This window comes from Methylobacterium sp. TK31 (assembly GCF_055361545.1).
In genome coordinates, this window is the sequence record NZ_CM143964.1 from 1,694,585 (window position 1) to 1,720,951 (window position 26,367).

Annotated in this window: 21 protein-coding genes; 12 read left to right on the forward strand and 9 right to left on the reverse strand. The window is 72.0% G+C overall.

Going from position 1 to position 26,367, the window contains the following annotated elements; all coding sequences use genetic code 11:
• Positions 1-431: 431 nt before the first annotated feature.
• Entirely contained in the window at positions 432-1,709 is a 1,278-nt protein-coding gene (locus ACXJY8_RS07745; protein WP_463778337.1) for a hypothetical protein, read from the reverse strand.
• Between the two features lie 113 nt (positions 1,710-1,822).
• Entirely contained in the window at positions 1,823-2,149 is a 327-nt protein-coding gene (locus ACXJY8_RS07750; protein WP_463778340.1) for a hypothetical protein, read from the reverse strand.
• Between the two features lie 475 nt (positions 2,150-2,624).
• Between ACXJY8_RS07750 and ACXJY8_RS07755 the strand changes: the two genes are divergently transcribed.
• From ACXJY8_RS07755 to ACXJY8_RS07765, 3 genes are all read left to right on the forward strand, one after another.
• Positions 2,625-2,843, forward strand: coding sequence for a ribosome modulation factor (locus ACXJY8_RS07755; protein ID WP_463778344.1), 219 nt, complete (start codon positions 2,625-2,627; stop codon positions 2,841-2,843).
• 163 nt (positions 2,844-3,006) lie between these two features.
• Complete coding sequence (locus ACXJY8_RS07760; protein WP_463778347.1) at positions 3,007-3,432, forward strand: hypothetical protein; 426 nt, start codon at positions 3,007-3,009, stop codon at positions 3,430-3,432.
• 579 nt (positions 3,433-4,011) lie between these two features.
• Positions 4,012-4,629, forward strand: a complete 618-nt coding sequence (locus ACXJY8_RS07765) for a hypothetical protein (protein ID WP_463778350.1) — start codon at positions 4,012-4,014, stop codon at positions 4,627-4,629.
• Between the two features lie 100 nt (positions 4,630-4,729).
• On the opposite strand, the gene ACXJY8_RS07770 is transcribed toward ACXJY8_RS07765, so the two are convergent.
• Positions 4,730-5,869 carry an acyltransferase family protein gene (locus tag ACXJY8_RS07770; RefSeq protein WP_463778352.1) on the reverse strand — a complete coding sequence of 380 codons (1,140 nt, stop codon included), beginning with the start codon at positions 5,867-5,869 and terminating at the stop codon, positions 4,730-4,732.
• An 840-nt stretch (positions 5,870-6,709) separates the two neighbouring features.
• Here ACXJY8_RS07770 and ACXJY8_RS07775 point away from each other — a divergent pair.
• Positions 6,710-7,033: a DUF6894 family protein gene (locus ACXJY8_RS07775; RefSeq protein ID WP_463778354.1), complete on the forward strand. Its 324-nt coding sequence runs from the start codon at positions 6,710-6,712 to the stop codon at positions 7,031-7,033.
• Positions 7,034-7,042: 9 nt separating this feature from the next.
• Positions 7,043-9,469, forward strand: coding sequence for a type IA DNA topoisomerase (locus tag ACXJY8_RS07780; RefSeq protein WP_463778359.1), 2,427 nt, complete (start codon positions 7,043-7,045; stop codon positions 9,467-9,469).
• Between the two features lie 28 nt (positions 9,470-9,497).
• Here ACXJY8_RS07780 and ACXJY8_RS07785 read toward each other — a convergent pair whose 3' ends face one another.
• Entirely contained in the window at positions 9,498-9,626 is a 129-nt protein-coding gene (locus tag ACXJY8_RS07785) for a hypothetical protein (RefSeq protein ID WP_272481505.1), read from the reverse strand.
• A 325-nt stretch (positions 9,627-9,951) separates the two neighbouring features.
• Between ACXJY8_RS07785 and rocF the strand changes: the two genes are divergently transcribed.
• Together rocF and ACXJY8_RS07795 are read left to right on the forward strand one after the other, a co-directional pair.
• Positions 9,952-10,884, forward strand: a complete 933-nt coding sequence (rocF, locus tag ACXJY8_RS07790) for an arginase (RefSeq protein WP_463778365.1) — start codon at positions 9,952-9,954, stop codon at positions 10,882-10,884.
• A 57-nt stretch (positions 10,885-10,941) separates the two neighbouring features.
• Entirely contained in the window at positions 10,942-11,070 is a 129-nt protein-coding gene (locus tag ACXJY8_RS07795; protein ID WP_463778367.1) for a hypothetical protein, read from the forward strand.
• Between the two features lie 180 nt (positions 11,071-11,250).
• Here the strand turns inward: ACXJY8_RS07795 and ACXJY8_RS07800 are convergent, their stop codons facing one another.
• On the reverse strand, positions 11,251-11,706 hold the full coding sequence (locus tag ACXJY8_RS07800) for an RrF2 family transcriptional regulator (RefSeq protein WP_463778369.1): 456 nt from the start codon (positions 11,704-11,706) through the stop codon (positions 11,251-11,253).
• A gap of 354 nt (positions 11,707-12,060) precedes the next feature.
• Positions 12,061-12,507 carry a hypothetical protein gene (locus tag ACXJY8_RS07805; protein ID WP_463778371.1) on the reverse strand — a complete coding sequence of 149 codons (447 nt, stop codon included), beginning with the start codon at positions 12,505-12,507 and terminating at the stop codon, positions 12,061-12,063.
• A gap of 192 nt (positions 12,508-12,699) precedes the next feature.
• Here ACXJY8_RS07805 and ACXJY8_RS07810 point away from each other — a divergent pair, with 192 nt between their 5' ends.
• From ACXJY8_RS07810 to ACXJY8_RS07825, 4 genes are all read left to right on the forward strand, one after another.
• On the forward strand, positions 12,700-12,858 hold the full coding sequence (locus ACXJY8_RS07810) for a hypothetical protein (protein WP_463778373.1): 159 nt from the start codon (positions 12,700-12,702) through the stop codon (positions 12,856-12,858).
• A gap of 282 nt (positions 12,859-13,140) precedes the next feature.
• Positions 13,141-16,818, forward strand: a complete 3,678-nt coding sequence (gene putA, locus ACXJY8_RS07815; protein WP_463778375.1) for a bifunctional proline dehydrogenase/L-glutamate gamma-semialdehyde dehydrogenase PutA — start codon at positions 13,141-13,143, stop codon at positions 16,816-16,818.
• Between the two features lie 166 nt (positions 16,819-16,984).
• Entirely contained in the window at positions 16,985-18,235 is a 1,251-nt protein-coding gene (locus ACXJY8_RS07820; protein WP_463778377.1) for a metallophosphoesterase family protein, read from the forward strand.
• A gap of 21 nt (positions 18,236-18,256) precedes the next feature.
• A complete protein-coding gene (locus ACXJY8_RS07825; protein WP_463778381.1) occupies positions 18,257-21,709 on the forward strand; it encodes an AAA family ATPase in 3,453 nt (1,150 codons plus the stop codon).
• Positions 21,710-21,737: 28 nt separating this feature from the next.
• Here the strand turns inward: ACXJY8_RS07825 and ACXJY8_RS07830 are convergent, their stop codons facing one another.
• Positions 21,738-22,439: an OmpW/AlkL family protein gene (locus ACXJY8_RS07830; RefSeq protein ID WP_463778384.1), complete on the reverse strand. Its 702-nt coding sequence runs from the start codon at positions 22,437-22,439 to the stop codon at positions 21,738-21,740.
• Between the two features lie 370 nt (positions 22,440-22,809).
• Here ACXJY8_RS07830 and ACXJY8_RS07835 point away from each other — a divergent pair, with 370 nt between their 5' ends.
• Positions 22,810-24,030 (forward strand): GGDEF domain-containing protein, encoded by a 1,221-nt coding sequence (locus tag ACXJY8_RS07835; RefSeq protein WP_463778387.1) that lies wholly within the window; start codon positions 22,810-22,812, stop codon positions 24,028-24,030.
• 165 nt (positions 24,031-24,195) lie between these two features.
• Here the strand turns inward: ACXJY8_RS07835 and ACXJY8_RS07840 are convergent, their stop codons facing one another.
• The gene (locus tag ACXJY8_RS07840) at positions 24,196-25,383 is read right to left on the reverse strand and encodes a hypothetical protein (protein ID WP_463778390.1); all 1,188 of its coding nucleotides are present in this window, start codon (positions 25,381-25,383) and stop codon (positions 24,196-24,198) included.
• A gap of 73 nt (positions 25,384-25,456) precedes the next feature.
• Positions 25,457-26,365: a LysR family transcriptional regulator gene (locus tag ACXJY8_RS07845; protein WP_463778394.1), complete on the reverse strand. Its 909-nt coding sequence runs from the start codon at positions 26,363-26,365 to the stop codon at positions 25,457-25,459.
• Between the last annotated feature and the right edge of the window lie 2 nt (positions 26,366-26,367).

Consider the following 26,367-nt stretch of genomic DNA (forward strand, 5'->3'; position numbering starts at 1 on the left):
GAAGGCCTAGAAAGGTCGCCCTGGGGACCGTGGATGCTGACCCCGTAGTCCAGGAGGTTGCGACGCCTCCGCCCGTTCCTATGCCCACCTCGCGGTCTCTGACGCGCCCCGTGCGGGGTGACCAGAGCGAGACCGCTGAGCTTTCCCGTGGGGAGCGGTGGAAGCGGCGCCTGCCGCGCGCTTGCTGGTAGCCTCTGGGTTTGGAGTCCAGCCTCCCTGCCCCCGGACTACGTGTCCAGGTGCGCCCGCTCGTGCTTCTCTCGTGCGCCTGGGCGCGATACCGCACGGGATACCGCGCGCGTCTGGAGGGGTACCAGGGGGAAACCCGCTGCGCCAATCTGTCGATGCCCTCACAGATTTTTCGGTAAAACAAAGGGGCTTCTACTGGCAGGCCGCTTCGGGGCGGTCGGTGATAGAGCGCCTTGGCGCGCTTACGTCTCGGGCTCGGGGGGCTCGTTCAGGCGCTCGCCAAGCATAGCCAGAAGCGGCGCCGTCATTACTTGGGTGGCGATGCGAGCTCCCTCGTAGCCACTAAAGAGCATCCACAGGTAGTCCATATCGACAGGCTCTCGTGAGAGCTTATCGTTGAGCGTGACGATAAAGGCACCGACTACCTGTAAAACTGGTATCTCAGCCTCCTCGCTGATGTTGGTGCGCGCCTCGTTCAGCGACACTTGAGCAGACAGGAGCGCCATCAACGGTGCCATGTCAGGCCGCCCCGCCATCTGGTCCCGCAGGCCGCTCACGACATGGCGCATCACACGGTGGACGCGTACAACTCCCTCCTCGGCCACGATTTGTCGGATGACATGCAAGCGTTCGACGGTCTGCAACGCTCTGGCCGTGTTCAGTCGTTCCAGAACGGGAGCCATCTCGTTTCCGAAGTGCCACCGCTCAATACGAGCCATGAGGCCTGTCAAAAGTTCCTGGCCGTGCCCATGAAGTACCATGCGCTCCAGATGCGCGTGCATCGGCTCCGGTGGTCTTATGTGGTAATCAACGCTAGCACTGTCTCGAACCTCGGTGTCTATGGGTTGCCGCTCAGCGTGCGGATCAATGAAGACAGTGACGGTCCGGTCGGTTGCTTCCTCCGCTCGCCCAAGGGCGACGCCGAGAGTGAGAGTTTGGAATAGGGAAACCAGCGCCCTCGCCTCCCCAGTAGCGGCAGTCGTTGTCAGGATGATCGTGTGGCCAAACGCGAAGGGATTGGCCGGTAAGTCCCTGGTGACAGTATCGCTTTCCCACCACACAAAGCTGTTCTCGCCATGTCCTTGGATGAAATCCTTGATAGGCGTGAACCCAACATCCCGCGCCAGGGCGCCGAAATGGTGCGCAAGGAACGTCAGCGCCACATAGCCGACTGCGGACAATCCTTCAGGACCGCCAAGCGTTAATTGAAGGTAGATGCCCCCTTCCGGATCGATTGGGCTAGTGTTCACCCGGCGCACTTGACCCGCGGTGACGACGACATCTTCACCTTCTGGGGTAGATGTGTGGAGGACCCGGGGACGCCTGTCACGGTCGCGAACGCCCAGTAGAGCGTTCCACATCCCAAATTGCCGGGTCAGTACCCCAGCAAGGCCAGAGAAGGCGTTGTTATGAGTGTCACAATAGATGCCACGGTTAACTCGTAATCCTCCCAACGCCGCCGGGAAAATATGCTCGCGTGAGTTCGCTGGGGCGCCACAGATGATGCAGGTACGTGACATCTTCGAGCTCGTTGAGGCGGGAGGTCCTGGAGAAATGGGAGGGAGAGTTACGACGCGCGCACTACCTAACATGCCGCGCCCTGTGCTCCCTCCCTTCTGCGAGTTTATTGTACTCAGTCGCAGATACGCGTGAGCGTTGCCGTGAACTTCACTCCCGGAGCCTCATGCGCCGTCCCGTCGAAGGTGCCGGTGTCGCCCTTAAACTTGCCGGTTAGTGAGATGTGAGCCGTAGGAACGCCGAACACCGACTGCATACCAGGATAGCGGCTGTGCTCCTTCGAAGCGACATCTGCCCGGAAGTGGTCTCCTTCCGCGTGGTACTCGCCCACATAGTACTGCATGCTATCACCGCCATGGAGCTTGCCATCCTGAAGATGAACCACACCGGACCCCTCGCCGCGCGGAGTACGAAAGGCCACCTTGTATAAACCGTTGCGCATCGAACTGCTCCGTATCTTAAGGCGCTGCCAAGCTTGACCGCGCCGAGGAGGTGTGTTCTCGGTCCGTTCCATACAAGGTCTTCGAAGGTATTTTTTGTGCTTGTCAGTTGCCGTTAGCGGGGCCGCTCTCCCGGAAGCGGCTTACGCCTTCCTCGGCCGTCTCTGCTTCGAAGTGTGAAAAGCTTTCTTCCGCTGTTTCGCCCGACTCTCCTAGCCGTTATCAAGTGCTACAGTTCTGCGCTACAGGAGTGCCGTCGATGATCTGATAAGTAATTAATTTAAAACGAATTAATGAGTTTGCGCGGAATGTCCCACCCCTTCCGCCAAAATCGGCGATCGCCGTCCTCACATGGGCGCGCTCCCTCCGGCGCTGCGGGCTTCTTCGCCCGATGCCCCGGCGGCGTGGCGCAGCCCGCGGCGGGAGATCCGGCGCCGTGTCGACCAGCCGATGGGACTGCTTCCCGGGCGGATGCGCATGCGTGCCCTTGGGGGGACCGGCCCGGCGCCCTACCTGATCCGCATGACAGAATCGCCGGACGACAATCTCGATCACCATGCCCTCGGCTACTACGCGCCCGGCAAGGGCCTGCGCCGGGAGGACTGCCCCTATGCGGAGGGCACCGAGGCGCATGCCCAGTGGACCGCGGGCTACGACGCGGCGGTGAAGGCGGGCGAGGCGGAACGGCGCAGCTGACGTGCGGCCACCCTGGCGGGTCCCGACGAACCCTCGGAGACCGGGCGGAGACAATCCGGAACGACGCGCGCCGATACGTGTTCCTGGACCGCTTCCTGGGCCGAGTCCGGCGCCCGCGGGTGGATTCTCCGGTTTGAGCGGGATGTGGTCGTGAGACGGTTCGATGCGTGACGCTCTATGCGGATTCCGGGGCCGGTCGGGGCGGCCGCCCCGCGCCGTCGCCGTCCTCGCCGCCCTGCCCTTGGTCGTCCTGCACTTTGTCGTCCTGCACCTGGCCACTCTGCATCTGGCCGCCCTGGTCCTGCCCTCCCCCGGGCGCGCGACGGAGCTGTCGGCCTCGGATCGAAAGATCGCCGAGGCGGGCCGGGAGGGGCGTGCCCTCCTTCGCGACGTGCAGCGCGAGCAGGCGGCCCAGCACGGGGCCGCTCCGGGACACGCGCTCGCGCCGTCCCCGGCGGTCGAACGGCAGGCGGCGAAGATGCGCAGCGGCTTGAAGCGCGATGCCGGCCGGCGCCGTGGCTCGAGCCCGGTGGGCGGCCAGGATGGCGTCGCGCTGTCCAGAGGCATCTGCGTGGGCTGCCTGAAGTGAGACCGCCGTTCGGGGCTCCCGGGTTCCGGTCCGGGGTCGGCGCATGGCCGTGGCCCGGTCTGCGCTGCCAAGGCCCGGTCTCTGCCGCCAAGAGAGTCTCTGCCGCCGAGAGACAGGGCCGAACGCGCCGGGCCCGCGTGCGTTGATGCGATGGCTTCCTGCCCGGGACGATTCCTGATGCGTTTTCCTCGTGTGGCTGTTCTGATCGTCGCGGTCGCGTCGCCGGTCGCCCCGATCCTTCCGGCGGCGGCGCAGAGCCCCGCGAAGGACTTCCTGTTTCAGGAGCAGCGGTTCAGCCGGGCGTGCAGGCCCCCGCTCAAATACGCGGCCGGAGCCTGCGTACGCCGCTGTCCCGCGGGCTACGAGGATATGGGCCGCACCTGCCGTCAGAGAAGCATGCGGGGCGGTGCCGGAGGCCGATAGCGGACCAGCGGTGCCCGGTCGTTGTGGTCGGCTCGGTGATGACTTACAGCGTCCCGAGGGGCATCCTGGACATTCGAGGTGCCTTCTTGCCGGGAGCGGCGAGGCCGGATCGCGTTCGCCCTGAAGTGCCTGCTGGATGGGGATCGAGCTTTGGGAATGTCTTCAAGATCGAGCCTGCTGGGTGTCGTGATCCTGGCTGTTTCGGCTCACTCCGTGTCGGCCGCCTGCCCACCGAAGCGCAGGGTTTCAGACATCGCCGCGGACGCGTTCCTCGACCGGCCCTCGGAACTCTTCACGCGTCATCCGAATGACCCGCGAGGCATTTCGGCCGAGGTCGAGAGTCTCGCTCTGACGGGCCCCCAAGCCCTGCCGACCCTCCTGCGCTTGGCCCGTACGGCGCTCCCGGACCAGCGGCAGGCGATCGGATACGGTCTCGGACGCGTGTCCGCCTATTGCGAGTCGCGCGATTCCAACGTCAGCCGCCGCATGACGGAAGCCGTGACCGCCCTGGGGAACCGGGACGTCACGTTCGCCTATCGGCTCGCGCGCGAAAGCCTCGCCAGCGATGGCCTCAAGCTGAAGAGCATCGATCCGAACGCGCTGAGCCCCGACATCGCGGCGGGCAGCCAGAACCCGCTCACGCGGGCAACGGACGGCGCGCTTCCCACGCGGGCGGAGCCCCAGGGCGGGGGCGGCGGATTCGTGGGGCGCATCACCCCGGACTCGGCGTTGGACAAACCCGGTTTCAAGCTTCCCGACCCGACGGCCCGGTGAGAAGCGCGGGCACCTGTGGCGACGCGGCGGGGACGCCGTCGGACGCGGACCCGTAAGCCTCCCGACCCCTTACCGGCCGGCCCTCCCGTCCTCGGCGCCCTCAGAGCGCCTGACCGGCCATCTTCGAGACGGGTGGATGTCCGAAGGCGGCGTTCCTCAGGAACGCGAGGAGCGGCTGCTCCACGAGCCGGTGGACCCCGATCGCAACGGAAACGCCGGCGGCGAAGGCGGTGATCGCCACGGTCGAGCCGGTCACCCGGCCTGCCAGGATCGGGCTCTGTGCGATCTTCACGGCGATCGAAATGATCGGCTCATGGACGAGGTACAGGACGTAGGAGGCCGAGCCGAGAACGCCGAGCGCCTTCCGGAGGATGGGAAAGCGCGTACCTCTCACAGTCAGGAGTCCGAGCATCAGCATCGCGTAGAGCACAAAGAACAGAAGCGCCTCGGCAGCCGCGTTCGGGAAGATCGCCCGGCTCGAACAGCCGCGAAGTGCGAAGGCGAGCACCAGTCCGGCTGCACCCAGGACGCCGGTGTTGCGGAACAGGGCCGCGTGGTCGCGACCGTATCTCCGGTAAGCCAGTGCGATGAGCATTCCAATCAGGAATCCGAAATTCTCGTGGCCGAAGAATCGCGCCAGCGGCTGCATGTTCTGATAACCGACCGGGATGAGATCGAAGACCAGTGTTGCGAGGCAGGCGCATTGCCAGGATGCGAAGACAAGTAAGCCGACCGCCGCGTTGCAGATGAGTGCGGAAAAAATCAAGTAGAACACCAGCTCGTGCTGCAGAGTCCAGGCGGGTTGAAGAGTGCGCGCGCCTTCGCGCGGAATCAGCAGCAGATCGAGGATGACATCGCTTCCCGTCAAGGTGCGGCTCACGTGAGATGAGGCCCCGAGAAGCAAGACGAGGCCGAGAGGAACGGCGACGAACCAGTAGATCGGATAAAGACGGATAAACCGTTTGCTGATGAAGCTCGTCAATTGCCGCGGTTGACCGACGTCGGTGCGATGGGTGTGAAGGATGATGAATCCGCTGATGACGAAGAAGAATTCAACGCCCGTTGATCCGCCCAGGAACCAGCCGGACCACCAAGTATGGCCAAATTTCTCGGTCGTGCTGATATCGAGGTGGAAGAGGAAGACGCCTATCGCTGCGAGACCACGGCTCCATTGAATGGAATCGATGCTTTGTCGAGCGGTCTTGTGCTTGTAAATTGTTTCCGACTCAACGGGGTCCATCGAAGCGATTGTCAAACGAACGACCCTTGCTTTGCGAAGAGCCGTGAACCTAGCCTCCTCCTGACAAACAATCAATTGTTATCAGCATATGTTGTAAATCTGCTTGAATCTCTTGGCCGCGCAACTTAGGGGATAGCTTGTTTCTCAAGTAATATTCAAATATTCATATCGGTCATCTGCGTATTTACGTGATATCAATTAAGATCTGATTTTTTGGTTCATGTTCTGTCTGAGTGTCCAGGCGTGACCCTGTGGGTCGAAAGCCCCGATTTTATATGCGAATTCACCCAGTCATGAGTGCATATCGGAATGCTTTTTTAAGCAACCCGCTGCATCAACATTGACATACAAGCTTTACATTGAAAGATGTGAAAAATCTAATGCCCTCGAACGGGGTTTGGGTGACGTCGCATCGAACCCCTGTCTGTGGTTCGGTCTCCGCGGCAAGTTCGCGATCTCTTCTCCCGGGCGTTCGGTAGAAGGGCGATCCGCCGTACGGCCACGCCGATCGGGGAATTGGTGGACGCCCCAGGCCCGCGCCGGCATTCGAGGGCGAAACATCGACTGGGGTGCATGCAACTGCCGGAAGGGCCCGGGCCGCGGCGGGCCCGGGCCTCCGGTTGTTCGAACTGTTGCCACACCCACGCGTTTGCCGTTCTCGCACGCTTGCCGTTCTCGCACGCTTGCCATTCTCGCACGCTTGCCATTCTCGCACGCTTGCCATTCTCGCACGCTTGCCATTCTCGCACGCTTGCCATCCCGGCTCTCTTGCCCTCATATGAGAACAGAGAGTGAACTCAGCGCCGTCCGGCGGCGCGTCGACGAGGGAGTCCGAGCAGCATGGCCCGCTATCGCTTCCACTGCACCAACGGACGCGAATGCGTGTTCGATGCCGTCGGGAACGACATCCGGGCCCCGCATCGCCTGGTGCGGCGGGCCGAGGCGGTGGCGCGGGACGTGATGCGCAGCCTCGGCGAGGCCGGGAACTGGGCGGAATGGCACGTCACCGTCCACGATCTGCGCGGCCGGCGCGTGCTGGTCCGGCCCTTCTCGTCGGTCGATCCGGTGGCACCGGCCGAGCGGTCGCGGACCGGGAACCGGCCCGGGCCGGCCCCGCGCCGGAGCCGGCCTGATGCCGCGGACGCCCTCGGTCAGGCCGCCTGATCCGCATCCATGTCCCCCGCCCCCGCCGGCCGCACGCTGTTCTTCTTCGAGAAGCCGTCGGCGATGCGCCAACTCCAGCGCTACTTCCGCTCGCCCGGCACCGTCTGCGTCGCCGCCGAAGGTCACCTGCTCACCGCCGAGGAGCCCGGCCGCATCCGGCCGGAATGGAAATCCTGGCAGTTCGAGACCCTGCCGATCGTCCTCGACACCCTCCCGGTGATCTGCGGCACCGGCCGCTCCGGCCAGTCGCATGCGGGCAAGCTCGCGGCGATCGGCCAGGCCCTACGCGGCGTCGAGCGCGTCATCATCGCCACCGATCCGGGCCGCGAGGGTTCGATGATCGCCTGGGAGGTTCTGGAGCATCTCGGCTGGCGCGGCCGGGTCGACCGCCTGAAGCTCGGGGCCCTCGACGACGTCTCGGTCCGGCGGGCCTTCGCCACCCTGGCCCGTGAGCCGGAATCCGGCGAGCAGGACTACGCCGCCTACCTGGAGGCGCTCTGCCGACAATACGAGGATTACCATCTCGGCCTCAACGGCACGCGCGCGATCTCCCTGCGCCTGCGCCCGCCCGCCTTCCGCGAGCCCTGGCGCTTCGGCGGGGTGCAGACGCCGACGCTCGCCATCCTGGCGGATCTCGAGGCCCGCATCCGGGCCTTCGTGCCGCAGGACTTCTTCAAGGTGGCGCTGCACGTCGAGACCGGCACGGGGGCGGCCCTGACCCTGTGGCACCTGCCGAAGGAACGGATCTTCGAGCGCCCCGCGGCCGAGGCCATCCGGACGGCGGCGGCCGCCTGGTCCGGGCCCCTGGCGGTGGCCCAGCGGGACGTGCGCCGGGCGCCACCGCGCCTGTTCTCGAAGGACACCCTGGCCCGGCGCTGCGCCAAGCGCTTCGGCTGGGATCCGCAGCACACGGCGCGGCTGGCGCAGGATCTCTACGACCAGGGCTATCTGAGCTATCCGCGCACCGAGTCGGATTCCCTGCCCGAGGGGCAGGCCGGGGATGCCGCCGCGGTCCTGGCCGCCATCGGTTCGGTGCTGCCGGAGCTCGGGTCCCTCCTCGGCGCGGACGCGCCCGTCATCCGGCGCGGGGCCAGGGGCCACTACGTCAAGGACCCGGGCGAGCACCACGCCATCGTGCCCCTGCGCAAGGTGCCGGAGCGCGCGCGCCTCGAGGCCGACCTCTTCCGCCTCTGGGAACTCGTGGCCAAGGCCTACGGCGCCGCCCACCTGCCCGACGGCATCGATGCGCGCACCGAGGTCGTGGCCGAGGTGGCGACGCCGCTGGGCGCGAAGCGCTTCGCGGTGAGCGGGCGCGTCGTGCGCGTGCCGGGCTGGCGCGCGCTCTACGGGGCGGAGGCCGAGATCGAGGCCGATCTCGTTCCCGGCAAGGCCCGGCCGGAGGACGAGGCGCGCGCGACCCGCCTGCCCGCCCTGCGCGACGGGGAGGCGGCGACGGCCGCCGGCGCCGACATCGCCGAGGCCGTGACGGAGCCGCCCCGGCGGATCACCCGGGGCGAACTCCCCGTGGTGATGGGCCGCCTGATCGACCAGGTGGACGACCCCGCGGCGAAGCGGGCCCTGGAGAACCCGGTCAATCCGAACGAGCCGAAGGGGCTCGGCACGGCCGCGACCCGGGACACCATCCTGCCCAAGCTCCTGAAGAGCCACTACCTCGCCCTCGGCGAGGGCAAGGACCCCGCCCTCACGGTGACCGAGGTGGGGCTCGCCTTCATCGCGGCGGTGCGGCGGGTGTTTCCGGCCTATGGCGACCCGGTGGGCCGGGCGATGTTCGAGGCGGACCTCGCCGAGATCGGCCGGGCGCCCACGCGGTCGGAGGCCCGGGCCCGGGCTGAGGCCTTCCGGGCGCGCACGCGCGCCCGCCTCGACGGCCTGATCGGCGCCATCGCGCAGGCGGGTGTGGTCAGCCTGGATCCGAGCCTGGCGCCGCCCTCGCGGGGGTCGGCGCGCGGCGGGGACCGGCCGCCGACGCCGGCCATGCTGGCCTTCGCGGTCTCGCTGGCCGCGCGCAAGGGCCTCGCCCTGCCCCGGGGCTGCAAGAGCAGCCTGGCCCGCTGCCGCGCCTTCCTGGATGCCGAGGCCGGACCCGCCGCATCGCGCGCGGCGATGCCGGGCGCGGCCGACGGGCCGCGGCCGCCGAGCGCCGCGATGCTGCGCTACGCGAGACGTCTCGCCGCGGAGCGCGGCCTGGACTGCCCGCCCGAGATCGAGACGCAGTTCGCGGCGTGCCGCGGGTTCCTCGATGCCCATGCGGCGGCGGCGGCGGCGCCGACGGGGCGCGCGGCGCGCCAGGCGAGGCCGGGTCCGGCCAAGCCGAAATCGTCTCCATCGGCGGCCGGCAAACCGGACGCGGCCGAACCGAAATCCCGCACGCCGCGCCGGAGGCCTGCCGCGGCCCGCGCCGCATCCGGGGCGTGACGGGCCGCGCCGGTGGAGGGCGGACCGTTCAGGTGGCGGCCGGGCGGCCGCGCAGGAGGCCGCCGAAGCTTTGGAACGGCAGCCAGAGAAGCTTCAGGAACGCCCGGATCGTCAGGACGGCGGCGACGGTGAAGAGCGCCAGCAGCGTTTTGATCATGGGGAAACTCCTTGTTCGGGGTCGCGGCCGCTGCGTGAACCAGGGCTTCGACCTGCCCCAGTGGGCTCGGAGAAACGGGCGGGATTAAGGACGCGCCGTCGAATTCGGGGTTCGGCGGTGGCGGACGGCCACGGCGCGGACGCCGATCGGCACGCTGTGGCCGGAATGGTTAACAAAACATGGAAGCCGGCCGGCGCCGGGGCCTTGCGGCGCCGGACCCGGAACGACCGTCATGCGGATCGGCTATCCTCGCGCCGGGGCAGGCGGGGCCGGCCGCGGCACGGCCCTGGCATGAGGCGCCGACGATGCGGAGCGAGACGACCCCATGACGAACCGACGCTGCCTTCTTCTCGGCGCCCGCGTGCAGGAAGGTGCCGGCCGCCTCGGCTGCGACATGGGGCCGAGCGCCTACCGGGCCGCCGGCCTCGCCGAGACCCTCTCGGACCTCGGGCTCGACCTCGTCGACGCGGGCGATCTCGCGCCGCCGGCCGCCGCCGTGGAGCGGGCCCATCCCAACGGCGCCCTGCGCCATCTCGGCGCCTTCGCGGCCTGGACCGAGACCCTGGCCGAGGCCGCCTATGCGCACAGCGCCGAGGCCGTCCCGATCTTCCTCGGGGGCGATCACAGCCTGTCGGCCGGCACCCTGTCGGGGCTCGGGCGCCGGGCGGCCCAGGAGGGGCGGCCCCTCTTCGTGCTCTGGCTCGACGCCCATGCGGATTTCCACACCCTCGACACCACCACGAGCGGCAATCTCCACGGCGTCCCCCTCGCCTACGCCACCGGCCGCCGGGGCTTTTCCGGCTACCTGCCGCCTCCCTCCGCGCCGATCGACCCGCGCAACGTCTGCCTGATGGGCACGCGCAGCCTCGACCCGGCCGAGCGGGTGGCGGTGATCGAGGCCGGCGTGCTCATCCACGACATGCGCAGCATCGACGAGGCCGGCGTCGTCGCACCCCTGCGGGCGTTCCTCGGTCGGGTCGCCGCGGCTCGCGGGCGCCTGCATGTCAGCCTCGACGTGGACTTCCTGGACCCCGGCATCGCGCCGGGCGTCGGCACCACGGTGCCGGGGGGCGCGACCTTCCGGGAGGCGCACCTGATCATGGAGATGCTGCACGATTCCCGCCTCGTCGGCAGCCTCGATCTCGTCGAGCTCAACCCGTTCCTCGACGAGCGCGGACGGACGGCGCTCCTCATGGTGGATCTCGCCGCCAGCCTGATGGGCCGGACCGTGCTCGACCGGCCGACGCAGAGCTACTGAGCCCAGGCCCCGAAAGGTGCCGGGGAAGGCCCGGCGACGCCGGTGCCGGGGCAGCCGATGCACCGGCGGGTGCTGGAGGCGGGGCAGATCGGCTTCGACGGCGACCGCTCGGTCCTCGACGGCACCGTGCGCAGCCTCTTCGAGACGGCTTTTGCCGAGGCAGCCTTTCCGAGGCAGCCTTTCTAAGACGGGGCCGGGCCGAGACTCGTCAGCACGGCCGCCGTGCCGGAGACCGTCCGGCTCGCCATCGGGGCCGACCGGGTCTCGCGCCTGTGCCGGGTGGTGCGGCGGAGCGAGGGGCGACTCGAGGTCGCCTTCCTCTGGGGGCCGGGCTCCTGCGGGCCGGGGCGCCCCTCCAGGGAGAGGTCAGGTCTGCGCGCCGGCGCGCGGCGCGTCCAGGCCGAGCAGGCGCGTGATCTCGGCAGCGGAGCCGCCGATCAGGTCCGCCAGGGTGACCTGGTCGAGCACCGTCAGGAAGGCGTTCAGGGCCTCCCCGAAGACCCGTTGCAGGCGGCAGATCGGCGTCAGGACGCAGGCGGTCCCGGAAAAGCACTCCGCCAGGGTGAAATCCTCCTCCGTCGCCCGAACCACGGTGCCGACGCGGATCTCGGCCGGGGGTTGTCCGAGCCGCAGCCCGCCGCCGCGGCCGCGCGTGGTCCGAATCATGCTCAGCCGACCCAGCTGGTGCACCACCTTGGTCAGGTGACTCTCCGAGATTCGGTAGGCGCGCGCGATCTCGGCCGTGGAACTCTGCCGCTCGCCGTTGACCCCAAGATAGATCAGGATGCGAAGTGCGTAATCGGTGTAGAGCGTGAGGCGCATGGGGTTCACTCGGAGGCGAGAGAGTGATTCCGTGAAGCGCCCGGCCCCCGCGGAATATTCGAGCTGAGGCTTTTCCCGTAGGTGACCTCAAGGCATCCCGGCGGACTCTTCGGGAATACGCAAAGTTGTCGGCGATTCTTTAATTAGCGCGACGAATAAATATCGCCAATTAGCGCGACGAATAAATATCGCCCCGTGGATCTATTTGCGACGATATCCCCTCGTCGCCTTCTTATCATAAATTAATGATGCGGGAACGGTTCATCCCGCTCCGAGAGTGAGTTTAGGCGTGCGTTTCGACATTTTTATCAGTCCGGCCGCGATGCCCGGGGCCGGGGCGGCCGGGTTCGCGCGTCAGTCGGATGGGCGCGGCGGGCGCCGTGCCGCCCAATCGCGATCGCGGGCCGCCTGGGCCTCGCGAACCTCGCCGGACCAGCGCTCCCAGTCGGGATCGGCGGCCTGGGGGCGCTTGCGGGCCCGCGCCGCCGCCGTCCTGCGCCGCGCCTCGTCCGCCGCCTTCTGCCGCCGCAACTCCTCCACCGTGACCGGCTCCGGCGCGGGTCTGGGCTTCGCCCAGGGGTAGGTCCGCTCGGCCGGCCGCCGAGTCCGTCCGGGTCCCGGAGCGGGGCCGGAAGGGGCGGCATCCGCCAGGGCGAGCGCATCGGCCAGCGCGAGGCCGGCGGCGGCGGCCAACCGGGTCGCGGCCGCGCGGCCGGCCGCCCGCTCGCCGGGCGTGGCCCCGCGCTCCATCAGTGCTCGACACTTCGCGAACCGGTCGCGATCCAGGACCCCTGCAGCCATCGTCCCATCCTAGGGGCAAAGGCGACCGCGCGCTCCGGCCGGGCGCAGTCGTCCACAGCGTGGGGCGGGTGCGTCTCGACACCGCGCGGCGATCGCGGCCGGTGCATGGAGAACCTGGGCCCGAGGCCCGCAGCCATCGCAGGTGACGCTTCGATCCGAACCACCGACCCCGTCCCGGCCGAGGAGATTCCGATGATTGCCGCAGGTCCGTTCCGCTGGCTCCTGACCGTCCTCGCCATGGTCTCGCCCTTCGCCGCGACCACCTTCGCCGCGACCACCTGCGGCGCCTCCGACAAGGGCGCCCTCCCGCCGGACGCCGACACCCACGTCGTCTATCGCCACTACCTGTAGGGCGCGGTCCGGGGCCGGCCCTCGGCGGTGGTCGATCGGCCGGAAGACGGGCGGGGCGCCGCGCGGTCCCGGAACCGCAGATCCCCGGCCGCCGCGGGCGGCACGCCCACCTCTCCCCGCGGTCTGATTTCCGCTCCGTCCGGTCGAGCCGTCAGGGTCGTCCGGCGGCCCGGGCAAGCCTCGACTCGCGCCGCGCCGCGTCCCATCCTCGGCGGCGAGGCGGCGGCGGATCCGCCCGGCACGATGAGGTCGCCATGATGGGGTCGCCATGATGAGGTCGCGATGAGCCCTGTCGGCCCGGCGGCGCCGTCCGTCCCGCCCTTCGCCGCGTTCCTGGGGCCGGCGCCTCCGCCGACGCCGCTGCGCCGGCGGCTGACGGCGGAGGCGCGTGCGCCCGAGCCGGAGCGCGTCGCCGCCTGCCTGGGGGCGGTGACGACGAGCCCCGAGGCGGACGCGGCCACCGCGCATCTCGTGCACCGCCTCGTCGGGCGCCTGCGCGCCGAGGGAGCCGGCGGCGGGGTCCAGGACCTCCTGCGGGAATACGCCCTGACGACCCAGGAGGGCGTGGCGCTGATGTGCCTCGCCGAGGCGCTGCTGCGCATCCCCGACGCGGAGACCCGCGACGCCCTGATCCGCGACAAGATCGGGCATGGGGACTGGGCCGCCCATCTCGGTCACAGCCCCTCGCTCTTCGTCAACGCGGCCACCTGGGGCCTCGTGATCACCGGGCGCCTGGCGGCCGCGGCGGACGAAGCCGGACTGGCGGGCGCCCTGTCCCGCCTCCTTGCCCGGGGCGGCGAGCCGCTGGTCCGCGCGGGCGTGAACCGGGCCATGCGGCTCATGGGCGGCCAGTACGTCAGCGGCGAGACCATCGCGCAGGCCCTGCGCCGGGCCCGCCGCCAGGAGGCGCGCGGCTTCACCCATTCCTTCGACATGCTCGGCGAGGCGGCGATGAACGCGGCCGATGCCGCGCGCTACGCGGCCGACTACACGCAGGCCATCCACGCCATCGGGGCGGCCTCGGCGGGGCGCGGGCTCTTCGCCGGTCCCGGCATCTCGATCAAGCTCTCGGCCCTGCATCCGCGCTACGTCCGCGCGCAGCGGGACCGGGTGATGGCCGAGCTCCTCCCCCGCGTCGCCGCCCTGGCGCGCCTCGCCCGTCACTACGACATCGGCCTCAACATCGACGCCGAGGAGGCCGACCGCCTCGACCTCTCCCTCGACATCCTGGAGGCCCTCTGCGCCGATCCGGACCTCGACGGCTGGAACGGCCTCGGCTTCGTGGTGCAGGCCTACCAGAAGCGAGCGCTGACGCTGGTCGCGGTCCTCGTCGACCTCGCCCGCCGCTCGGGGCGACGCCTCATGGTCCGCCTCGTCAAGGGCGCCTACTGGGACAGCGAGATCAAGCGCGCGCAGGTGGCGGGCCTGGAGGATTTCCCCGTCTTCACCCGCAAGGTCCACACCGACCTGTCGTACCGCGCCTGTGCGGAGCGGATGCTCGCCGCCCCCGACGCGCTCTTCCCGCAATTCGCCACCCATAACGCCCAGACCCTCGCCGCCCTCCACATCCTGGCGGGGCCGGACTTCCACGTCGGGCGCTACGAGTTCCAGTGCCTGCACGGCATGGGCGAGGCCCTCTACGGGGCGGTGGTGGGGCCGGGCGGGCTCGACCGCCCATGCCGGATCTACGCGCCGGTGGGCACCCACGAGACGCTGCTCGCCTATCTGGTGCGCCGCCTCCTCGAGAACGGCGCCAACTCCTCCTTCGTCAACCGAGTCGCCGACGCGCGCGTGGCCGTGGCCGACCTCGCCGCCGACCCGGTCGCGGCGGTGCGCGCCGCGCAGCCCCTCGGGACCCCCCACCCGGCGATCCGCAAGCCCCGCGACCTCCTCCCCGACCGGCCGGCGGCGCCCGGCCTCGACCTGTCCGACGAGCGGGAACTGGCCGATCTCGCCGCCAGCCTGGCGGTGGAGGGCGCGCGAGCCTGGCGGGCGGCGCCGATGCTGGCCGAGGCCGAGCATACCGGGCCGGCCCGCGACGTCCGCAACCCGGCCGACCGGGCGGACCGCGTCGGCACCGTGGTCGAGGCCGGGCCGGACTGCGTGGGGGAAGCCCTGGCCCAGGCCGGAGCCGGGGCGGAGGCCTGGGCCGCGCGGCCGGGGGCGGCGCGGGCGGCGATCCTGGTGCGGGCAGCCGCGGCGATCGGCGCGCACCGGCCCGCGCTCATCGCCCTCCTGATCCGCGAGGCCGGCAAGTCGGCCGCCAACGCGCTGGCGGAGGTGCGGGAGGCGGAGGACTTCCTGCGCTACTATGCCGGGCAGGCCCGGGACTTCGCCCCCGCCACCCACCGGCCCCTGGGGACCGTCGCCTGCATCAGCCCCTGGAACTTCCCGCTGGCGATCTTCACCGGCCAGGTGGCGGCGGCGCTCGCCGCCGGCAACGGCGTCCTGGCCAAGCCCGCCGAGGAGACCCCGCTGGTCGCCGCCGAGGCGGTGCGGATCCTGCGCGCGGCCGGCGTGCCGGCAGGCGCCCTCCAGCTCCTGCCCGGCGGCGGCGAGACCGGAGCGGCCCTCGTCGCCGACCCGCGCGTGAACGGCGTCCTCTTCACCGGCTCCACCGCGGTGGCGGCGGGCATCCAGGCGACCCTCGCGCGGCGCCTCAACCCGGACGGCCACCCCGTGCCCCTGGTGGCCGAGACCGGGGGGCTCAACGCCCTGGTGGTCGATTCCTCGGCGCTGACCGAGCAGGTCGTGGCCGACACCCTGGTCTCGGCCTTCGATTCCGCGGGCCAGCGCTGCTCGGCCCTGCGCCTGCTGGCGCTGCAGGAGGACATCGCCGACCGGACCCTGGCGATGCTGAAGGGGGCGCTCGCCGAGTGGCGGGTGGGCAACCCGGACCGGCTCGCCACCGATATCGGCCCGGTGATCGGCGCCGAGGCGCGCGACGCCATCGAGGCCCATGTCGCCGTCATGCGCGCCGCCGGACATCCCGTGCACCGGGCGCCCCTGCCGGAGGGCTGCGACCGGGGCACCTTCGTCGCCCCGACCCTGATCGAGATCCCGTCCGTCGCCGCCCTCACCCGCGAGGTCTTCGGCCCGGTGCTGCACGTGGTGCGCTTCGAGCGCGCCGCCTTCGCGGCGACGATCGCCGCCGTCGACGCCACCGGCTACGGCCTCACCTTCGGCGTCCAGAGCCGCCTCGACGCGGCGGTCGCCCGCGCCTGCGCCGCGAGCGCGGCGGGCAATGTCTACGTCAACCGCAACCTCGTCGGGGCCGTGGTCGGGGTGCAGCCCTTCGGCGGGCACGGCCTCTCCGGCACCGGCCCCAAGGCCGGCGGTCCGCTGATCCTGCGCCGCCTCCTCTCAGCCGCCCCGGCCGGGACCGGCCTGGCTCCCGGACCCCCCGCCCCGGCGGCCCTGGCCTGGGCCGCGTGGCTGCGCGACCAGGGCCGGCACGGGGAGGCCGCGGCCGCCGCGGCGCTGATCGCCGGCAGCCCCGTGGGCGGCACGCACCTGCTGCCGGGACCGGTGGGCGAGGAGAACCGCTACGGCCTGCATCCCCGCGGCACGATCCTGTGCCGGGCGGAGACCGGGCCGGGCCTCGCGGCCCAGATCGGCGCGGCGCTGGCCGCCGGCAACCGCGTCGCCCTCGCCCCCTCCGCGCCGGCCGAAACGCTCCTCGCCGCCCTGCCCCGCGACCTCGGCGGATTCATTCGGGCCGCCGATCCGGAGACCGAGGCCGCCGCAATCCTGTGGGAGGGCGGGGCCGAGGCCCTGACGGCCTTCGCCGCGGCCCTGGCCGCCCGGCCCGGGCCGCTCGTGGCGATCCACCGGCCCCGGCCCGATCCGGCCGCCGGCACCGTGGCCTACCCGGTCGAGGGCCTGGTCCGCGAGCGCGTGGTCAGCCTCAACACGGCGGCCGCCGGCGGCAATGCCGGCCTGATGACCCTGGACCCGTGAGGTCCGGCCCGCGGGGGGCGCCGAAACCCCTCGCGCCACAAGGGGCCGGGGCCGGGGACGTGCGCCCAGGTTGCAATCGGGCGCCAAACCCGCGACCCTGGCCGCCCGCCTCCTCCCCGCTCCGGAAGTTTCCCAGGCCCCCGCCCCCCGAGCCCGCCCCCCGAGTATGTCCGCGTTCACCTTCATCCACGCCGCCGACCTGCATCTCGGCAGCCCGCTCAGCGGCCTCGCCCTCAAGGACCCCGACATCGCCCGGCGCTTCGCCTCGGCCGGGCGCCGGGCCTTCGAGGATCTCGTCACCCTGGCGATCGAGCGGGGCGTGGCCTTCCTGATCGTGGCCGGCGACGTCTATGACGGCGACTGGTCCGACAACACGATCGGGCTGTTCTTCGCCCGGCAGGTCGCCCGCCTCGACCGGGCCGGCATCCCCGTCATCCTGGTGCGCGGCAACCACGATGCCGAGAGCGTCATCACCCGCTCGATCACCCTGCCGGACTCCGTGCGCACCTTCCCGACGACCCGGGCCGAGACCCACCGCCTCGACGCGCTCAGGGTGGCGCTGCACGGACGCAGCTTCCCCAACCGGGCGGTGGAGGAGAACTACGCCCTCACCTATCCGCCCGCCCTGCCGGGCTGGTTCAACATCGGCATCCTGCACACCTCCTGCACCGGCCACGCGGCGCACGCCACCTACGCCCCCTGCTCGGTGGCGGACCTGGCGGGGCGGGGCTACGCCTACTGGGCGCTGGGCCACGTGCACGACTATGCCGAGCTCTCCCGCGATCCCTGGATCGTGTTTCCGGGCAACCTCCAGGGCCGCAGCATCCGCGAGCCCGGCCAGAAGGGCGCCGTCGCCGTGTCCGTCGCCGACGGGCGTGTGCAGGGCGTCGAGCGCCTCATCGTCGACCAGGCCCGCTTCCATCCCCTCGACGTCGATCTCTCCGGCGTGGCCGACGAGCGCGCGGCGGTCGCCGCCGTGGAGGCGGCCCTGCGCCCCCTCGCGGAGGCCGCCGCGGCGCGTCTCATCGCTGTGCGGGTGCGCCTGCGCGGGGAGACCCCGGCGCATGACCGCCTGGCGGCCGACCGCGACGGGCTCACCGCCGAGATCCAGGCCGCCGCCCACCGCCTCCACGAGGACATCTGGCTGGAGCGCCTGAAGATCGAGACCGCCCGCCCCCGCCGGCCCGACGCCGAGGCCCGTCCCGAGGCCTTCGCGGCCATCGACCCCGCCACCCTGCTGGCGGCGGTGGACCACGAGCCGGAGTTCCGCGCCCGTGCCCGGGCGGCCCTGGCCGAGATCGCCGCCAAGATGCCGGCCGGCCTCGCCGCCGAGGACGATCTCGCCGCCGACCTCGAGGCCCTCTGCGCGGAGGCCGAGGCGGTGATCCTCGGGCGCCTCTCCGGGCGCGCCTGCTGATCACGCTCCCACAAGGTTCCGATGCGTCTCCTCTCCCTCGCCCTCGAACGCTACGGCCCCTTCACGGGCCGCACCGTCACCTTCCGCGAGGATGCGCGCCTGCACGTGGTGCTGGGGGCCAACGAGGCCGGCAAGAGCTCGGCGCTCAGCGCCGTCACCGACCTCCTGTTCGGCATCGAGACCCGCACCCGCTACGACTTCCTGCACGACATGCCGCAGATGCGGATCGGCGCCGAGATCCGCGCCGCCGACGGACGCCGCCTGGCCTTCCGGCGGCGCAAGGGCAACCGGAACACCCTCGTGGACGCCGCCGACGGGCCCCTGCCCGAGGATGCCCTGGCGCCCTTCCTCGGCGGGCTCTCCCGCGAGGTGTTCTGCCGCGCCTTCGGCCTCGACGCCCGTTCGCTGCGGGCGGGGGCGGCCGAGATGATGGATGCGGAAGGCGAGGTCGGCGCCAGCCTGTTCGCGGCCGCCTCGGGCCTGCGCGGCTATAGCGGCCTCCAGGCCGAGCTGGAGACCGAGGCCGCCGGCATCTTCATGCCGCGCGCCGCCCAGAGCCGGACCTTCTATCAGGCGCTCGCCCGCTACGACGAGGCCCGCAAGGCGATCCGCACCGGAGAGCTCCGGGCCGGCGACTGGCGCGACCTCAACGGCGAGATCGAGGCGGCCGGGGCGGCGCTCGCCGCCCTGAAGGCCGAGCGGGGGCGCATCGCCGCCGAGCAGGCCCGGCTCACCCGCCTGCGCCGGGTCGGCCCGCTCCTCCAGGCCATCGATGCGGCCGCCGCCCGGGCCGAGGCCGAGCCCGGCCTGATCGCGGTGCCGGAGGCCTGGATCGACCGCCTCGGCCAGGCCCTGGCGGCCCTGACGGCGACGGGGGAGGCCGCGACCCGGACCCAGGCCGCCGCCGCGGAGGCGGCCCTCGCCCTGGAGCAGGTGCCGGTGGACGAGGGCGTGCTCGCCCGGGCCGACGAGATCCTGGAGGCGTTCCGCGGCACCGACCGCTTCGACAAGGGCGGCATCGACCTGCCCCGCATCCAGGGCGAGGCCGACGCCTTCGCGCGCGAGCTCGCCCAGCTCGCCGCCCGGATCGGCCTGCCCGATGCCGAGGCCCTGCGGGCCCGCCAGCCCTCAGATGCGGCCCGCACCCGCATCGAGGGCCTGATCCGCGCCGGTCGCGAGGACGCCGCCACGCTCGCCCGCCTGCGTCAGGACCTCGCCGCCCGGGCGGCCGAGCGGGACCGCCTCGCCGGCGCGATGGAGGGGGCCGGCGTCGTCGCCGATCCGGCGCCCCTGCGGGCCGACCTCAAGGCCTTCGCGGGCCTGCGCCGCGACCTCGACCGGCGCGACGACCTCGAGGCCGCGCTCACCCGCGAGGCGGCCTCGATCCGCGCCCAGGCCGGCCGCCTCAGCCCGCCGATCCCGGACCTCGCCGCCTACACCGCGGGGCGTCCGCCCTCGGCCGAGGCGGTGGCCCGCTTCCGCCGCACCCTCGACGGCGCGCTGCGCGAGCGCGACCGGGCCGCCGACCGCCTGGCTGCGGCGCAGGCGGCCGTCGCCCAGCGCCGCGCCCGCCTGCAGGCCCGCGCGGCCGGGCGGCCGATTCCCAGCGTGGCGGACCTCCTCGACCTGCGCGCCCGCCGCGACGCGCTCCTGGCCGACCTGCCCGGCGGTGCCCCCGACGTGCTCGCCCGCTTCGGCGCGGCCCTGGCCGCCGCCGACCGGGCGGCCGACGACCTCGTGAGCGACGCCGCCCGGGTCGCCGAGCAGGGCGCCGACACCCGCAGCCTGGAGGCCGAGCAGGCCGAGGCGGCCGCGGCGCAGGAGGCCCTCGCCGATTGCGAGGCGCGGCTCGCCGAGGGCGCCGCGGCCTGGCGTGCGGCCTGGGCCCCCTGCGGGATCGACCCCGCCGCCCCGGCCGAGATGGCCGCCTGGCTCACCGAGGTCGAGACCCTGCAGGATTCCGCGCAAGGGCTGGAAACGACCCGGCTGGAGCAGGCCCGCATGGACGCCCGGGTCGAGGCCTGCCGGGCGCCGCTCGCCGCTCTCGGCCGGCGGGCGGGCCTGCTCGACCTCGACGGTCTCGATCTCGGCCGGATGCTGGCCCGCCTCGAGGACCGGGTCGCCGAACTCGCCCTGCGCTGGGAGGGATTCCGCGAGGCCAAGACCCGTGCCGAGACCGCCGCCGAGCAGATCGCCCGCACGGAGGCGGCCCTCGCCGAGGCCCTGGCCCGCGAGGCCGCCTGGCGCAGGGCCTGGGGGCCCGCCGTCGCCGATCTCGGCCTCGCCGTCGAGGCCGCGTCGGACGAGGCCGAGGCGGCCCTGGCCGCCTGGCGGGCGGTCCCGGCGGCCCTGTCCGAGCGCGACAACCGCCTCGGCCGGGTCAACGGCATCGCGCGCGACATCGAGGTCTATCGCGGGGCGGTGGCGCGCCTGACGCAAGCGGTGGCGCCCGACCTCGCCGCCCTGCCCCCCACCGCCGCCATGAAGGCCCTGCACACCCGCCTGCAGAGCGCCCTCAAGGGCGAGACCCGCCGGGCCGAGCTGGCACGCCAGCGCGACGCGGCCGAGGCGGCCCGGGCGCAGGCGGCCCGGGCGGCGCAGACGGCGGGCGCCGACCTCTCCGCCCTCCTGGCGGAGGGGCCGGCGGCGGGGCTGCCGCCCGACACCGACCCGGAGGCGCTGCATGCGCGCCTCACCGCGCGCCGGGCCTGCCAGGCGGACCTCGCCGAGCGCCGGGCCGAGCTCGCCCGCGCCGCCGACGGCCTCTCCGAGGCCGATCTCCGGGCGGATCTCGCCGCGCTCACCGGCGACGACATCGAGGGCCTGCTCGCCAACCTGGCGGCGGAGGAGGAGGACCTCGACCAGCGGGGGAAGCTGGCCTTCGCCGACCGCGACCGGCACGAGCGGCGGCGCGCCGAGCTCGAGGGCGGCATCGGCGCCGAACTGGCGCTCGCCCAGCGCAAGGCGGCGGAAGCCGAACTCCAGGCCAATGCCCGGAACTGGGCCGTGCTGAAGCTCGCCAGCCTGATGCTCGGCACCGCCATCGGCCGGCACCGGGCCGGCCAGCAGGACCCGCTGCTCGCGCGCTCCGGCGCCCTGTTCGGGGCGCTCACCGGGGGCGCCTTCGCGGGCCTCGCGCAGGATTACGACGCCGCCGACATCCCCCGTCTCGCCGGGCGCCGCGCCACCGGCGAGCTCGTGCCCGTGGAGGGCCTGAGCGAGGGGACCCGCGACCAGCTCTACCTCGCCCTGCGGCTGGCCTACCTGGAGGATTACGCCGCCCGTGCCGAGCCCGCGCCCTTCATCGGCGACGATCTGTTCCTCACCTTCGACGATGCCCGCACCGCCCACGGCCTCGAGGCCCTGGCGGCGGTGGGCGACACCATCCAGCCGATCCTGTTCACCCACCACCGCCACGTGGCGGATCTGGCCCGGGCGCGGCTGGGGAATGCGGTGGACGTGCTCGACTTGTGAGGGGCGTCGCGCGGGGCCGGGCCACCGCTCAGAAGCGGTAGCCGATTCCGGCGCCGACGACGAGCATGTTCAGGTCGACTTCGACCTTCGCGCCGCCGAGCTGGTAGGCCTGCTTCGGCACGAAGACGTACTTCACCATGGCGTTCGCGAACCAGTTGCCGGTGAGGTGGTAATCGAATCCGGCCTGGAGCACGGGACTGACCTGCGACTTGACCTTGAAGTCGGGGATACCCCTGGCCGGCTCGATCGCGAGGGGCGTCGTGGCGGCGAGCCCCACGCCGAGATAGGGATTGAGGCGCGCGCCCGGCAGGAGGTGGACCTGCACCATCCCCATCGCCGCCGCGTTCCAGATCGATCCGATCGCGATGTCGCCCACCAGCGAGCCCCGGATGCTCGGGCGGGTCCGGACCGCGCCGGCCTGGACCTCGACGGCGACGTGATCCGTGAGGAAGTAGGAGAGATCGGCATCCGGGAGGATGGCCGCCGGCATGTCGATCCGTCCGCCGATGAGATCGATCTGCGAGCGGCGCTCCGTGGGGATCGACCCGGACAGGCGGCCGCGGACGAGCCAGTCCCCGGCCCGAAGGCCGGCGATGTCGTCCGCGCCGATCGCGCTCGCCGTCGCCCCGCCCGGCGCCGACGGCTCCGCCGCCGAAGCGGGGCCCATCGCCGGTGCGAGGGCGAGGAGCCCGACCAGGATCGGAATCGGGCGTGGAGTCAGCGTCGACATGGGATCTGCTTTCGGAGGGATGCGCCGCGCGTTGGAGTCGAGGTTTGCCGCCCCGAGCGGACGGCCGCCCGGAGCATGCCCCCCGCGAACTCCCCCTTCGGGAGCCGCAATCCTATCGGTCCAAATATTTTACGGACCATTTATGTGCGATCATTGCGCGATCTTTAATATTTCCGGACGATAGTCTTTGGGAGGCCAGGGTGACCCTTAAAGGTTCAAACGGAAGTCAAATTAAGAGCTCGATATCCCTGGTCGGACCGCCCTTTCCGGATCGATCGTCGTTTTCGCATCAGTCCAGCCATGACAGAGATGCGCGCGCGGCCAGACTTTCGGGCCCTTACGACTCTCCTGATCGGAGGCGTGTCGTTTCATGACGCTTGATCTGCATACGCTGCACTTCGCCAGCGCGGCCAGCCGATGCGCCTACGTGGGCGTCTTCCTCGTGCTGGCCCTGAGCCAGCGCCACCAGACTCATCTCTGGCAGTGGATGGGCGCCATGGGCGCGTCGATGGCGGGGTCGTTCGTCATGGTGAGCGTGGGGCCGGACGAACTGCCCCCGCTGCCCGTTACGACGGTCGTCTACTGGCTCTACGGCGGAAGCCTCGTCCTCGCCTGGACCGGCCTGCGCAGCTTCTTCGGGCGACCGGTGCGGATCGGCCTCGGCCTCGGCCTCGCGGCCCTCCCGGGCCTGATCTATCCGGTCCTCCTCGGCCTCGGCGTCCCCACCCGGCTGGCGCTCGCGGCGGTCTTCGCCTGCTGCCTCGTGATAGCCCTCCTCGCCGTGTTCGAGACCGTCCGCCTCTCGGCCGGGGTCGAACGGCTCTGGGCGCAATCCATCGAAACCGTGGCGTTCGGGTCCTACGCCCTCGTCTTCCTGTTCTCGATCGGGGTGATGATCGGAACCGATCGACCGGTCGCCTCGACCGAGACCGCGCGCATTTCCATGATCCTGGATCAGATCATGGGGGTCTTCATCTACTTCGGATTCATCGCGATGGCCGCCGAGCGCGCCAACCGCTCCCTCCTGCGCCTTGCGGAGACGGATCCGCTCACCGGCCTGTCCAACCGCCGCGGCCTGCAGAAGATGCTGAACCGCCGCTTCCCGCACCCGGGGCCCGGCCCGTCGGGAGGCGTGCTGATCCTCGACATCGACCACTTCAAGGCCATCAACGACCGCCACGGGCACGAGGGCGGGGACCTCGTCCTGTCGGCGTTCGCGGCCCGGCTGATGTCTGTGCTGAGGTCCACGGACATGGTCGCCCGCTGGGGCGGCGAGGAGTTCCTCGTGGTGCTTCCGGGCATCGATGCGAACGAACTCCTCGGCGTGGCCGAACGGCTGCGGGCCTGCATCGCCGATACGTCGTTTCCCCTCCCGGCCGGGCCCCTCGCGGTGACCGTGAGCATCGGGGGCGCCGTGATGACCTGGGACGCCGGGGGATTCGAGGGCGCGACGCGACAGGCCGATGCCGCGCTCTACGAGGCCAAGGCCCAGGGGCGGAACCGCGTCTGCCGGGCGCCCGCGGCCGTGACGCCGGCCGACGCATCGGCGCCGGCGGACGACGTGGCCCTCGACGGCCTTTGCGCGGCCTGAACCGGCTGCCGCGCGGCCCCCGGCGGCGTGCGGGCACCGCGAGGGGCGGTGGCCCGCAGGGTCGCGCTTCGCCCGCGAGGATCCGCGCTGCAGGCCTGCTGGCGAAGCCGTGACGGTTCGGCCCGGACCCCGTCGCCAGGCCCTTCATCGGGCTCCGGCCCTTGTTCAGGCACTCGGTCCGGCACTCGGTCCGGCACTCGGTCCGGCCCTTGGCGCTGCCGACGGACCTGCGGCGTCGGCTTCATCCGGCCCGGACCGCCCCGTCCTCGCCCGGGCGGGCCGCCGGCGCCCGGGGCGGCGCCAGACCAGGCGGCCGATCAGCACTCCGAGGCGGCGGCAGAACAGGGCGAGGCCGAGGCCCCAGGCGAGGCCGGCCAGCAGGGCGCTCGCGAGGGCCGTGAGGCCGGCACCGAGGGCCAGGGCGCCGCGCCCGAGAAGCGCGAGGGCGGCGCGGGTGCGGGGGCCGAGGCGCTCGCTGAGGCGGACCGCGCGGGCGACGTCGACGGGGTCCCGGGCGAGGCCGAGCACCTGCATCACCCCGCGCTGGCCGGTGCGGCGGCCGAGGACGAGGGCATCGCCCGCGAGGGTCGTCAGGCGCGCCACCGTGCCGGGACGGATGGCGAGGCCCGCGGCCGTCCGGGCGCCGGCGAGGTCGAGGCGGGCGGAGGCAGCGACCGCGCGAGCCAGGGCCTCCCCGTCGAGGCCGGCCCGGACCGTGCGCCCGAGGTTCGCCGCCAGGGCGGGCGAGAGCCGGCCGCCGCGGCGGGCCGCCTTCAGCACGGTCATGCCCGCGCGCGGGCCCGCCCCCGCCCCGGCCGTCCAGGTGGCGAGGGTGAGCGGCAGGCCGACCAGGGCCATCCCGAGGAGGAGCGGGTCGTAGGGCTCGGCGCGGGCGTAGCGCCCGCCCTCGCGCAGGAGGTCGCGCAGGTCGCCGATCCCGGTGACGTCGGCGGCGAGGGACCCGGCGAGGCCCGCCGGCCCTTCCGCGGTGCCCGAGACCGCCCCGGCGGCGAAATCCCGCGCGACGCGGCCCGCCCGGCCCTGCGCGAGGGCCTCCACGCGGGCCCGGCGGGCCGGATCGACGGGCAGGCCGCGCGCCTCGGCCAGGGCCAGGAAGCTCGAGGCCAGATCCTCGTCCTCCGCCGCCACCGCGGCATCGAGGCCGGCCTCCAGGCGCTCTTGCGTCGCCGTGCGCTCGAGGCGGATCTCCGCCAGGGCGCCGGGATCCTCGGCCGCCGCGAGGAGACGGCCGGCGAGGTAGGCCGGTGCGAGCACGGGCACCGCCGCGACCGCCAGGGCCGTCCCGCTCGCCAGGAGGCCGATCCAGCCCGCGACCGCGCGTATCCGCTTCATCAACCCCCTCCGTCTCGGTGGCCCGGCCCCCAGGTGGGGATGCGGCGGGGCGCCCGCCGCCTCGCATCCGCCCTCAGGGGGCCGCGACGCCGTAGCGCCGGTGCAGGCTGCTGGCGAAGCGGTCGGCGAACTTCGCCGTCGCCACCGGCAGGGTGCGGCCGCGCAGCTGCGCCAGGATCAGCGCCATCGGGGCGAGGTCGCGCCCGTCGATCGGGCGGGAGCGCAGGCGGGGATCGTCGGGGATGCCGCTCGGCACCTGCAGGCTGACCGCGTCCTCGCGCAGGACGAGGTTGCGCAGGAATTCCAGCGAACTCGACTCGATGACCGGGTTCACCGGGGTGCCGCGTCGGGCGAGGGCGTCGTCGACATGGTGGCGGATGGCGAGCGAGCGATCCGGCAGCGCCATCGGGTAGGCGAGGCAGTCGCGCAGGCGCACCGGTCCGGCCTCCGCGGCCAGCGGATGCTCGGCCCGCACCAGGGCGCACAGCGTCTGGCGGCAGGAGAACAGCACCTGCATGTCGGCCGAGGGCGGCGGCTGCAGCACCAGGGCGAGGTCGGCCTCGAACTGCGCCAGCGCCGCCACCGCCTGGACGTGGTCGCGCACCTGCACGGTGAAGGTCACCTGCGGGAACTGCGCCCGGTAGGCCTCGACCTCGTCCGGCACCACGTGGTTCACGAAGGCCTGGCTGCAGGCCAGCGCCACGTGGCCGCGCCGGACGCCGGACAGGTCGGCGATCTGCGAGCGCACCCGCTCCAGGTCGGCGCGCTGGTCGCGGATGTGGCGCACCAGCAATTCGCCGGCCGCGTTGAGGCGCATGCCCTGGGCCACCCGCTCGAAGATCGGCGTGCCGAGCTCGTATTCGAGGTCCTGGATCTGCCGGGTCAGGGCGGAGGGCGTGATGTTGAGCCGCTCCGCCGCCCGGCGGATCGCCCCGTGCCGGGCCACTTCGGCCACGTAGGTGAGGATGCGTAGGTGCTTCATCG